The following is a 10,935-nucleotide window of genomic DNA, read 5'->3' as shown; positions in this document are numbered from 1 at the left end:
TTCGACTTGCATGTGTTAAGCACGCCGCCAGCGTTCGTCCTGAGCCAGGATCAAACTCTCCGTAGATGAATTTGCATCCGGGCGAGAACCAAGAGTTGGCACTCTCGACATCCATCAACCCAAAGAACCCACAAAGGGGTTGTTACTTGGCACTGACTTTCGGCACGCTGTTGAGTTCTCAAGGAGCGGACGCGCTCCAACTCCAGCCTTTTCGGCCTTCGTTCGAGGCGGTGTCTCCACTTTACACCGTGCTCCGCATCAGTTCAAACCGCGGGGGTTCGTCTGGCGGTTGACCAGGCTGGCGGCCCGGTCCGTTCTCGCTCGGTGCAGAGAGAACACTACACGACCTCCAGGGCCCTCTGCAGGGGGGGTCCAGGAGGGGGTACGTCCTCCCTCGATCGCCCGGTTCACCAGGGCTTTCGGCGTCCGGGCGGGCGGCTCGGGAGCCGTCGTCCGTGGGCGCTGGGTGGAACGGCAGCCACGGGGTCCGCTCTTCCCGAGCGTCGGAGCGCTGCGTCACAGGAGCGTCGAGCCCGTCGTACAGGGCGCCCAGGGCTCGGGCCGGCGGCGGTCAGAGCACGCCGCGGGGGCGGAACTGCACGCTGACCCGGGGCCCGACGGGCTTGACCGTCTTGGGGATGCAGTGCTCCCACGTCCGTTGGCAGGAGCCGCCCATGACGACGAGGTCGCCGTGCCCCAGGGGAAAGCGCAGGCTCTCGCCGCCTCCGACCGGCCTCAACAGCAGCGGCCGCGGCGAGCCGAAGGAGACGATCGCCACCATCGTGTCCGCGCTGCGGCCGCGCCCGATGCGGTCCCCGTGCCAGGCGACGCTGTCCCGCCCGTCGCGGTAGAGACACATGCCGGCGGTGACGAACGGCTCACCGAGCTCCGGGGAGTAGTGGGCGTTCAGCGCGTCGCGCGCCTCGGTCAGCAGCGGGTGCGGCAGCACCTCGCCTCCGTCGTACCACCGGAGCAGCCGGGGGACGGCGACCTCGCGCTCGTACATCTGCCGACGGTCGGCGCGCCATCCGATGTCGCCGAGCAGGACCTCGAGGACGGCGTCGGACCCGGCGACCCACCCCGGCAGGTGGTCGACCCACGCTCCGCGGCCGAGCTGGTGCCGGGTGACGGCGAGCGGCCCGAGGGTCGGTTCCTCCGCCAGGTCCCACATCGACGGCTGGTGCGCGAGCGACATGGGCGCAGGCTACGCGCGATCGAACGTCTGTACGAGTGGGGCGCCCGCGGCCCCGTCCGGGGGCTCACCGCGAGCTCGCTCACGGTGAGGACGACCGGTGCCTCGCTCAGGCGGTGAGCGCCAGCGCGAAGGGCAGGACACGGGAGGCACCCGCCAGCCGCAGCTCCCGGCCGGCGACGGTGAGGGTCCAGCGCGAGTCGGCCAGGTCGTCGACGAGCAGGACCGGGACGGGACCCATCGCCGCGAGCTGCTCGCGCAGCTGGGGGCCCACCACGATCCGCTGCCACACCCCCGCCAGTCGGAAGGCGCTGTTCCCGCCGGGCTGTCCGGTCGGGCCGCCGTGCGCGAGGGAGAGCTCACCGAGGTAGGGGAGCCGACCGAGACCGGCCAGCCCCTGCGCCAGGCCGGTCACCAACCGGGGGCGCCGCCGCGACGGCACCGCGACGACCGCGGCCGGCCGCTCGGCCCAGTCCCAGGCGCCGAGCACGCGGGCACAGGCGCGGATGAGCTCGTCGTCCGGCGGGGTGTCGGAGACCGCACGCCGGACCGGGACGTCGAAGGCGGCGTCCGGGTCCTCCTCGAGGCCGGGCGCCTCGAGGTCGACGACGCCACCCACGCCGTCGTCGCCCAGGAGGGAACGCAACCGCTGCCCCCAGCCGAGGTCGGTGAGCCGGGCGACGGCCCGGCCGGGGTCCATCTGCTCGCCGGGCGGGATCTTGCCCTTCACCCCCACGCCGAGCCGGTCGGCGCCGGTGGGCCACATCGCGCGGGGCGCGAGCTCCACGCCGGGCCGGTCGAGCGCCTCGGAGGCGGCCCGGGTCGCGGCCTCGGGCAGGTCGGTCGTGTACCAGGGGCCGGCGCAGACGTCGCACCGGCCGCAGGGCGCGGCGGTCGGGTCGTCCAGCGCCTCCTGGAGGAAGGCCATCCGGCACTGCGCCTCGTCGACGGGCCGGGCGTAGGCGATCATCGCGCGCTGCTCGGCCTCGCGGGTGCGGGTCACGCGGGCGTAGCGGTCGGCGTCGTACACCCACGGCCGGCCGGTGGCCCGCCAGCCGCCCTGCACCCGCTCGACCGCCCCGTCGACGGCCAGCACTTTGAGCAGCAGCTCCAGCCGGGACCGGCGGACGTCGGCCACCGTCTCCAGCCGGGCCACCGACCAGGCCGCGCCGTCGGCCATCGCGGACAGCACGGCCGCGGCGTGGTCCTCCCGCGGCATGGAGGAGGTGGCGAACCACTGCCAGATCGCGAGGTCCTCCGGGCCGGGGAGCAGCAGCACGTCGGCGTGCTCGACGGCGCGGCCGGCCCGGCCGACCTGCTGGTAGTAGCTGACCGGGGAGGACGGCGCGCCCAGGTGGACGACGAACCCCAGGTCGGGCTTGTCGAAGCCCATGCCGAGCGCGGACGTCGCGACCAGGGCCTTCACCCGGTTCTCCCGCAGCGCCTCCTCGGCCTCGCGGCGGTCGGCGTCGTCCAGCCGCCCGGTGTAGGCGCGCACCTCGTGGCCGGCGTCCCGGAGCAGGGTGGCGGTCTCCTCCGCGGCGGCGACGGTGAGCGTGTAGACGATGCCGCTGCCCGGCAGGTCGCCGAGGTGGGCGGCCAGCCACGCCAGGCGCGCGCGGTCGGTGGGCAGCCGGAGCACGCCCAGGCGCAGCGAGTCCCGCGCCAGCGCACCCCGCACGGTGGTCACCGAGACCCCGCCGGCGCCCAGTTGCTCGGCGACGTCGGCCACGACCCGCTCGTTGGCGGTCGCCGTGGTCGCCAGCACCGGCGTGCCCGCGGGCAGCGTGCCCAGCAGGTCGCGGATGCGGCGGTAGTCGGGGCGGAAGTCGTGCCCCCAGTCGGAGACGCAGTGCGCCTCGTCGACGACCAGCAGGCCGCAGCGCTCGACCAGGTCGGGCAGCTGCTCCTCGCGGAACCGCGGGTTGGTCAGGCGTTCGGGCGAGACCAGCAGCACGTCGACGTCGTCGGCGGCCAGCCGCGCGGCGACGTCGTCCCACTCGGTGGCGTTGGCGCTGGAGATCTCCACGGCCCGGATGCCGGCCCGCGCGGCCGCCGTCACCTGGTCGCGCATCAGCGCCAGCAGGGGGCTGACCAGCAGCGTGGGCCCGGCGCCGCGGCGGCGGAGCAGCGCGGTCGAGACGAAGTAGACCGCCGACTTGCCCCACCCGGTGCGCTGCACGACCAGGGCGCGCTCCGATCGCTCCACCAGCGCGGCGACGGCGGCGTCCTGCCCCTCGCGGAACTCGGCGTCGGGCCGGCCGGTCAGCTCGCGCAGGACCTCGAGGGCCTCGGCGGCGAGGTCGGACGTCGGGGGCGCGACGGAGCTCATGGCTCCCGACAGTAGGTACCCGAGGCGACAGGACCGGCTGCCGCGCGGATCCTGGGGACGATGGAGGAGGATCCACAGGCGATGCGACCGCCGGACAACCACGTGCACACCCACTGGTCCTGGGACACCCCCGACTCGGCGACGATGGTGCGCGCCTGCGAGCGGGCGGTCGCCCGGGGTCTGCCGGCCATCGCCTTCACCGAGCACCTGGACTTCACCACCTGGTCCCCCGAGGACCGCGCCACCGCCGAGGGCCTGGTCGACCGGCACGCCTCGCGGCACCTGCCGATCGACGTCGAGGGGTACTTCGCCGAGCTGGAGGAGTGCCGCGAGCGCTTCCCCGAGCTGCGGATCTGGTCCGGCGTGGAGACCGGTGAGCCACACCTGTTCGCCGCCAGCGTCGCCGACCACCTGCGCGACGCTCCGGTCGACCGCGTGCTCGGATCGCTGCACTCGCTGAGCGAGGACGGCCGGCTGTACGGCGTCGGGCGGCTGCTCTACCCCGACCCCGACACCACGATGCGCCGCTACCTGGCCGAGGTCGTCGACATGGTCGAGAACAGCGACGTCTTCCAGGTGCTGGCCCACGTCGACTTCCCGCGCCGGTACTGGCCCGGCGGCAGCGACCGGTACTCGGAGAAGGACTTCGAGGAGGAGTACCGGGCCGTCTTCCGGGCGCTGGCGCACACCGGCCGGGCGCTGGAGGTCAACACCACCAGCCCGCTGGCCTCGGTGGACCAGGTGCGCTGGTTCTTCGAGGAGGGCGGGGATGCGGTCAGCTTCGGCAGCGACGCCCACCAGCCGGCCGTCGTCGGCCAGCACTTCGACCTCGCGGTGGACGTCGTGGAATCCGCCGGGTTCCGCCCCGGACGGGACGCGTTCGACTTCTGGCGGCGCTGAGCCCCGCTGGGCACCGCTGGGCACCGCTCGGCACCGCTGGGCACCGCGAAGAACTACTTCACCGCTAAGAGAACTGCCGCTAGGGTCGGGGGGGTGACCTCACCCCGCCGCGTCGTGATCGCCCTCGGGGGCAACGCGATGACCGGGCCGGACGGCTCGGCCACGCCGGCCGCCCAGCAGGTGGCGATCGCCTCGGCGTCGGTGCACATCGCGGAGGTCGTGGCCACCGGTGTCGAGGTCGTGCTGACCCACGGCAACGGCCCCCAGGTGGGGAACCTGCTGGTCAAGAACGAGCTGGCGGCGCACGAGGTCCCCCCGGTGCCGCTGGACTGGTGCGTCGCGCAGACCCAGGCGACGATCGGCTTCACCCTCGCCGACGAGCTCGACGCCGCACTGGCCGCCCGCGGCCTCCCCCAGCGCACCGCCAGCCTGGTCACCCGCACGCTCGTCGACCCCGACGACCCCCACTTCCGCGAGCCCTCCAAGCCGGTCGGCCGGTTCCTCCCCCGCGAGCAGGCCGAGCAGTTCATCGCACACGGGCAGATCTGGGAGGACCGCGGCGAGCGCGGCTGGCGGCGGGTGGTCGCCTCCCCCGAGCCGCGGTCGGTGATCGACGTCCCCGCCATCTCCGCGCTGGCCGCGGCCGGCTTCGTCGTGGCCTGCGCCGGCGGGGGTGGCATCCCGGTGGCGGAGGGCGGCGACGGCGGCGCCCTCCACGGCGTCGAGGCGGTCATCGACAAGGACCTCACCGCCGCCCTGCTCGCCGCCGAGCTGGGCGCCGACACCCTGGTCATCGCCACCGACGTCCCGAACGTGATGGTCGACTTCGGCACGCCGGACGCGCGCCCGCTGGGCCGGGTCACCGCTGCCGAGCTGCGCGCGCACGCCGCGGCCGGGCAGTTCGCCCGCGGCTCCATGGGTCCGAAGGTCGACGCCGCGCTGCGGTTCGTCGAGCGTGGCGCGGCGGCCGGCGCCGGACAGGTCCGCCGCGCCGTCATCACCAGCCTCGAGCACATCTCCGACGCCGTCCGCAGTGACGACGCCGGCACCACCCTGACCGCCTGAGCACCGACAACCGAGAGGAACGCCGTGCCCGCACCGATCGAGGTCCGCAAGGTCCCGCTGCACAACGTGAGTGACGCCTCCGAGCTGGCCAAGCTCATCGACGAGGGCGTCTTCGAGGCCGACCGGGTGGTCGCCGTCATCGGCAAGACCGAGGGCAACGGCGGCGTCAACGACTACACGCGCATCATCGCCGACCGCGCCTTCCGCGAGGTGCTGCAGGAAAAGGGGACGCGCTCGGCCGAGGAGGTCAAGCAGATCCCGATCGTGTGGTCCGGCGGCACCGACGGCGTCATCAGCCCGCACGCCACGATCTTCGCGACCCTGCCCCAGGACGCCGTCGAGAAGACCGACGAGCCGCGGCTGACCGTGGGCTTCGCGATGAGTGAGCGGCTGCTGCCCGAGGACATCGGCCGCATCTCCATGGTCGAGAAGGTCGCCGACGGCGTGCGCCGGGCGATGAAGGAGGCCGGCATCGAGGACCCGGCCGACGTCCACTACGTGCAGACCAAGACGCCGCTGCTGACCATCGAGACGATCCGCGACGCCCACGAGCGCGGGCAGACCACCTACTACGACGAGCCGCACGGGTCGATGGACCTGTCCAACGGCACCACCGCGCTGGGCATCGCCGTCGCCCTCGGCGAGATCGAGATGCCGACGCAGGAGCAGGTCATGCGCGACCTGTCGCTGTTCTCGTCGGTGGCCTCCTGCTCGTCGGGCGTGGAGCTCGACCAGGCGCAGATCGTCGTCGTCGGCAACGCCCGCGGGCACGGCGGCAACTACCGGATCGGGCACTCGGTCATGAAGGACGCCCTGGACCAGGACGGCATCTGGGAGGCGATCCGCAACGCCGGCCTCGACCTGCCCGAGCGCCCGCACCACACCGACCTCGGCGACCGGCTGGTCAACGTCTTCCTCAAGTGCGAGGCCGACCCGACCGGCAAGGTGCGCGGCCGGCGCAACGCGATGCTCGACGACTCCGACGTCCACTGGCACCGGCAGATCAAGGCCACCGTCGGTGGCGTGACGGCGTCGGTGACCGGCGACCCGGCGGTGTTCGTCTCCGTCGCCGCGGTGCACCAGGGCCCATCGGGCGGCGGCCCGGTGGCCGCGATCGTCAAGGCCTGACGACAGCCGGGTGAGGCCCGCCTGACCCGCCTGACCCGCCTGACCCGCCTGACCCGCCTGACCCGCGGTTGCTCATGGGGTTGTCGCAGGACGACGCGCCGCCACCGGCGTGTCCGACGGCAACGACCCCATGATCAACGCGGAGGGGGCGCGGCGGGTCAGCGGTCCAGGGTCACCGCGACCAGCGCGAACCCGCGCGCGACCAGGTCGAGGAAGCGCGCGGGGTCCTCGTCCGGGTGCCAGGCGGTGAACGCCGCGCCCAGCACCGCGGCCGCCGCCTGCACCACCAGCGCGGCGGCGAGGGGGTCGCCGGGGAGCTGGCGGTGCGCCCAGCCCTCCAGCGCGCCCTCGATGTGCCGGTAGGCGGTGCGCTGGTAGGCGGCGAGCTCGGGGTCGTCGGCCAGCCGGCGCCGCACCGCGAGGGTGCCGGTGTGGGTGGTCAGGTACTCACGGCACACCGCGCCCAGCGCCGTCCACGGGTCGGCCGCACCGTCGGCCGCGGCCAGCAGCCCGGCCAGCCGGTCGGCGTCGCCGGGGTCGGGGTCGAAGAGCGCGGCGGCCTTGGTCGGGAAGTGGTTGAAGAACGTCCGCCGGGAGACACCGGCCGCCGCGGCGATGTCGTCGACCGTGACCGCGGCGAAGCCGCGTCGTCCCACCAGGTCGACCGCGGCGGCCTGCAGGGCCCGCCAACTCTCCCGGCGCTGCGCCTCCCGGGCGCCGAGTGGCTGCACTCCGTGCACGTTAGCCCCTAGAGTCCGCTGCACTGAGTGCAACGAGTGGGAGGAGCACGGGATGAGCAACCGTCGACTCGAGGGCAAGGTCGCCCTCGTCACCGGCGCCGCGCGCGGCCAGGGCCGGGCGCACGCGGTCCGGCTGGCGAGCGAGGGCGCCGACGTCATCGCCCTGGACGTCAACGCCGACGCGAAGACGACGGCCTACCCCGGCCCGACGGCCGAGGACCTCGCCGAGACGGTCCGGCTGGTGGAGGCGCAGGACCGGCGGATCGTCGCCCGCGAGGCCGACGTCCGGGACTTCGACGCCGTGTCCGCCGTCGTCGCCGAGGGCGTGGCCGAGCTCGGCCGGCTCGACGTCGTCGTCGCCAACGCCGGCATCTGCTCGGCGAACCTCTCCTGGGACATCTCGATCGAGCAGTGGCAGGAGATGATCGACACCAACCTGACCGGCGTCTTCTTCACCGCGAAGGCGACCGTCCCGGTCCTGATCGAGCAGGGCACCGGCGGCTCGATCGTCATCACCAGCTCGGTGGCCGGCCTGCGCGGGCTGCCGTTCCTGGGCCACTACGCGGCCAGCAAGCACGGCGTCGTGGGGCTGGCCCGCACGATGGCCAACGAACTCGGCCAGTACGGCATCCGGGTCAACACCGTCCACCCGCACGGCGTCGCGACCGGGATGACCGTCGACGACATGCAGCCGCTGCTGGCCCAGTACGCGAGCACGCTCGGGCCGATCTTCATGCAGACGCTGCCCGACCAGGTGTCGCAGCCGGAGGACATCGCCGCCGCCGTCGCGTGGCTGGCGTCCGACGAGGCGCGGCACGTCACCGGCATCGCGCTGCCGGTCGACCTCGGCACGCTCGCCCGCTGAGACCGGCCGCGGGCCCGGCGGCGACCGGGCCCGCGGTCAGGGCAGGATCGCGTCCACGTAGCCGCCGTCGACCCGCAGCGCGCCGCCGGTGGTCGCCGAGGCCAGCGGCGAGGCCAGGTAGACGCACATGTTCGCGATCTCCTCGGGCTCGATCAGCCGCTGGAGCAGCGAGTTCGGCCGGTGCCGGCGCATGAACTCCCGCTGCGCCTCCTCCCAGGGCAGGTCGCCGACCAGCGAGTGCACGAACTCCTCGACGCCGCCGGTGTGCGTCGGCCCGGCGATCACCGAGTTGACCGTCACGCCGGAGCCCGCGGCCTCCTTGGCGAACCCGCGGGCCACGGCGAGCAGCGCGGTCTTGGTGACCCCGTAGTGCACCATCTCCGCCGGGATCACCACCGCCGAGTCGCTGGCGATGTACTGCACCCGCCCCCAGCCGCGCTCGCGCATGCCGGGCAGGTACGCGCGGGTCAGCCGGACGGCGGTCAGCACGTTGGTCTCGAAGTAGCGGCGCCACTCGTCGTCCGGGATCTCCAGGACCGGCTGCGCGCCGAAGACGCCGAGGTTGTTGACGAGCACGTCGGCGGCCGGGACGGCGTCGAGCAGCGCGGCGGTGCCCTCGTCGGTGGTGACGTCCCCGGCCACGGTGGCGACCTCGGCGCCCTGGACGTCGGCCCGCAGGCGGTCGGCCGCCCCGGTGAGCTTCCCGGCGTCGCGCCCGGTCAGGACGACCGCCGCCCCGGCCCGGGCCAGTCCGGTGGCGATGGCCAGGCCGATGCCCTGCGAGGACCCGGTGACGACGGCGCGGCGGCTGCTCAGGTCGATCTGCACGAGCAGAGCAAGGCGCGGGCGACGCGGGCTGTTCCGCAGACGGCCCGGTTCCGGGGCTCGGCAGGCCGGCTCCTCTACCGTGTCGGCCGAACAGTGCGACCCGGGGGTCGGGCCGGACGGGAGCACACCGAGTGAACGGGTCCACCCGCGTGCAGCGCGCCCTGCCCGCGGTCTTCCTCGCCCTGGTCGTCGTCCTGGACGTCGCCGGCGGCCGCGACCAGGCCATCTCCGGCGTGACGGTCATCGCGCCCCTGGTGGCGGCGACGGTGCTGGGCCGGCGGGCGACCGTCGCCTACGGCGTGCTCGCGGTCGCGGCCGCGGCGGCCCTCGGCGTCTACGACCGGCAGTTCACGGCCGCGACGGTGCAGACGCAGGCAGCGCGGCTGCTGCTGATCGTGCTGGGCACGCTGGTGGCGGTCGGCGCCTGCACGCTGCGGCTGCGGCGGGAGGCCCAGCTGGCGCGGGTCAGCGCCGAGGTCGCCGCCGCCCGGGCGGTCGTGGAGACGGCGGAGACCCTGCAGCGTCACCTGCTCGGGGACCCGCCGGACGTGGCGCCTCTCGAGCTGGCCGTGCGCTACCGGCCGGCCGGCCGGCACGCCCGGGTCGGCGGGGACTGGTACGACGCGTTCCGGCTCGAGGACGGGACGACGGTGCTCGTCATCGGCGACGTCGCCGGCCACGACGCCCCGGCCGCGGCGCTCATGGCGCAGACCCGCGGGATGCTGCGGGGCCTGGCGGTGACCGGGCCGGGCTCCCCCGCCGCCGTCCTCACCGCCCTGGACGAGGTGTTCGCGGCCCTGCGCGTCCGGACGCTGGCGACGGTGACCGTGGCGACCCTGGACCCGCGGCCCGGCGGCGGCGCACTGCTGCGCTGGTCCAACGCCGGACACCCGCCGCCGGTCCTGGTCCGCGGCGACGGCCGGGCGCTGCTGCTCGAGCGCCCGGTCGACCCGTTGCTCGGCGTCGCCCGCAGTGCCCGGCGCGCCGACCACGAGGTCGCCCTCGACCCCGGGGACACCCTCGTCCTCTACACCGACGGCCTCGTGGAGCGGCGGGACGCGCCGCTGGACGACGGGTTCGCGCTGCTGGTGATGACGCTGGAGCGGGTCGGCCGGGACCCGATCGAGCAGGTGTGCGACGGGGTGCTCAGCGGCGTGGGCGGCCGGGGGGACGACGACGTCGCGCTGCTCGCCGTCCGCCTCCCGCCTCAGCCGGCCGCCACCGCCAGGTAGGCGGGCGGGACGGCGTCGACCAGCCAGACGCCGTTCGCCGAGCGGGTGAAGCGCGCGCCCGCCGCGGCGAGTCCGGCCGCGTCGACCCGCAGCACCACCGGCACGCCGCGCCGTCCGCCCACCTGCCGGGCGGTCGCGACGTCGGCGCTGAGGTGCACCGCGTGCCGCCGACCGGGCCGCAGCCCCTCGGCGAGGATCGCCGGCAGGAAGCGCTCGACGGTGCCGTGGAACAACACCGGCGGCGGGTCCTCCGGGGCGTAGCCGAGGTCGACCGCGACGCTGTGGCCCTGGCTGGCGCGGATCCGCCGTCCCGTCCCGTCGACGGCGAACCGTCGCTTGCCGTCGGTCGCGACCAGGTGGTCGAGGGTCGCGCGATCGATGCGCAGCGCGGTGAGCACCCGGTCCACGTCGGCCCAGCCGGCCGCGTCCAGGACCAGCCCGGCGCTCTCCGGCGCGTGCCGAAGCAGGTAGGACAGCCGCTTGCCCAGCCGGACGTCCGCCACCTGCCCGGACCGGTCGCGCACGGGCGCCGAGGCGGACAGCACCCCCACCTCCGGTTCCTCGGCCACGATCGATGGTCCCGCACCCGTGCGGGTTCCGCCCGCAGCGCCGAGGGGTGCTCGTGGTCCGGCGGACCGGCACCCGGGCGCCGT

The 10,935-nt window shown here is 74.6% G+C and carries 10 protein-coding genes and 1 rRNA gene; 5 read left to right on the top strand and 6 right to left on the bottom strand.

Annotated features, from left to right (window positions below; genetic code table 11):
* The 3 genes from ACI789_RS20025 to ACI789_RS20015 form a co-directional block, all read right to left on the bottom strand.
* Positions 1 to 66: ribosomal RNA gene (locus ACI789_RS20025) — 16S ribosomal RNA — on the bottom strand; the annotation flags it as partial.
* A 505-nt stretch (positions 67 to 571) separates the two neighbouring features.
* Positions 572 to 1,195 (bottom strand): alpha-ketoglutarate-dependent dioxygenase AlkB, encoded by a 624-nt coding sequence (locus ACI789_RS20020; RefSeq protein WP_457011114.1) that lies wholly within the window; start codon positions 1,193 to 1,195, stop codon positions 572 to 574.
* A gap of 106 nt (positions 1,196 to 1,301) precedes the next feature.
* Positions 1,302 to 3,524: a DEAD/DEAH box helicase gene (locus ACI789_RS20015; RefSeq protein ID WP_457011113.1), complete on the bottom strand. Its 2,223-nt coding sequence runs from the start codon at positions 3,522 to 3,524 to the stop codon at positions 1,302 to 1,304.
* An 81-nt stretch (positions 3,525 to 3,605) separates the two neighbouring features.
* Between ACI789_RS20015 and ACI789_RS20010 the strand changes: the two genes are divergently transcribed.
* From ACI789_RS20010 to bar, 3 genes are all read left to right on the top strand, one after another.
* On the top strand, positions 3,606 to 4,424 hold the full coding sequence (locus ACI789_RS20010; RefSeq protein ID WP_457011112.1) for a PHP domain-containing protein: 819 nt from the start codon (positions 3,606 to 3,608) through the stop codon (positions 4,422 to 4,424).
* A gap of 93 nt (positions 4,425 to 4,517) precedes the next feature.
* Positions 4,518 to 5,489, top strand: coding sequence for a carbamate kinase (locus ACI789_RS20005; RefSeq protein ID WP_457011111.1), 972 nt, complete (start codon positions 4,518 to 4,520; stop codon positions 5,487 to 5,489).
* Positions 5,490 to 5,513: 24 nt separating this feature from the next.
* Positions 5,514 to 6,617 (top strand): barbiturase, encoded by a 1,104-nt coding sequence (gene bar / locus ACI789_RS20000; RefSeq protein ID WP_457011110.1) that lies wholly within the window; start codon positions 5,514 to 5,516, stop codon positions 6,615 to 6,617.
* Positions 6,618 to 6,775: 158 nt separating this feature from the next.
* Here bar and ACI789_RS19995 read toward each other — a convergent pair whose 3' ends face one another.
* Positions 6,776 to 7,348 carry a TetR family transcriptional regulator gene (locus ACI789_RS19995; protein ID WP_457011109.1) on the bottom strand — a complete coding sequence of 191 codons (573 nt, stop codon included), beginning with the start codon at positions 7,346 to 7,348 and terminating at the stop codon, positions 6,776 to 6,778.
* A 61-nt stretch (positions 7,349 to 7,409) separates the two neighbouring features.
* Here ACI789_RS19995 and ACI789_RS19990 point away from each other — a divergent pair, with 61 nt between their 5' ends.
* Positions 7,410 to 8,222 carry a mycofactocin-coupled SDR family oxidoreductase gene (locus ACI789_RS19990; protein ID WP_457011108.1) on the top strand — a complete coding sequence of 271 codons (813 nt, stop codon included), beginning with the start codon at positions 7,410 to 7,412 and terminating at the stop codon, positions 8,220 to 8,222.
* A gap of 36 nt (positions 8,223 to 8,258) precedes the next feature.
* Here ACI789_RS19990 and ACI789_RS19985 read toward each other — a convergent pair whose 3' ends face one another.
* Positions 8,259 to 9,050 (bottom strand): SDR family NAD(P)-dependent oxidoreductase, encoded by a 792-nt coding sequence (locus ACI789_RS19985; protein WP_457011107.1) that lies wholly within the window; start codon positions 9,048 to 9,050, stop codon positions 8,259 to 8,261.
* Between the two features lie 131 nt (positions 9,051 to 9,181).
* Here ACI789_RS19985 and ACI789_RS19980 point away from each other — a divergent pair, with 131 nt between their 5' ends.
* Complete coding sequence (locus ACI789_RS19980; protein WP_457011106.1) at positions 9,182 to 10,282, top strand: PP2C family protein-serine/threonine phosphatase; 1,101 nt, start codon at positions 9,182 to 9,184, stop codon at positions 10,280 to 10,282.
* Here the strand turns inward: ACI789_RS19980 and ACI789_RS19975 are convergent.
* Positions 10,258 to 10,851, bottom strand: a complete 594-nt coding sequence (locus tag ACI789_RS19975) for an RNA 2'-phosphotransferase (RefSeq protein ID WP_457011105.1) — start codon at positions 10,849 to 10,851, stop codon at positions 10,258 to 10,260. The two genes, ACI789_RS19980 and ACI789_RS19975, sit on opposite strands and share 25 nt — an antisense overlap.
* Between the last annotated feature and the right edge of the window lie 84 nt (positions 10,852 to 10,935).

It is taken from the genome of Geodermatophilus sp. SYSU D00965 (assembly GCF_054050075.1).
The sequence above is the reverse complement of the archived record's forward strand: the minus strand, read 5'-3'. Positions and strand labels throughout refer to the sequence as shown.

Bases quoted from the DNA above. Each gene is read 5' to 3' on its own strand.
- ACI789_RS20020 (WP_457011114.1), bottom strand. From the start codon at position 1,195: ATGTCGCTCGCGCACCAGCCGTCGATGTGGGACCTGGCGGAGGAACCG.
- ACI789_RS20015 (WP_457011113.1), bottom strand. From the start codon at position 3,524: ATGAGCTCCGTCGCGCCCCCGACGTCCGACCTCGCCGCCGAGGCCCTC.
- ACI789_RS20010 (WP_457011112.1), top strand. From the start codon at position 3,606: ATGCGACCGCCGGACAACCACGTGCACACCCACTGGTCCTGGGACACC.
- ACI789_RS19990 (WP_457011108.1), top strand. From the start codon at position 7,410: ATGAGCAACCGTCGACTCGAGGGCAAGGTCGCCCTCGTCACCGGCGCC.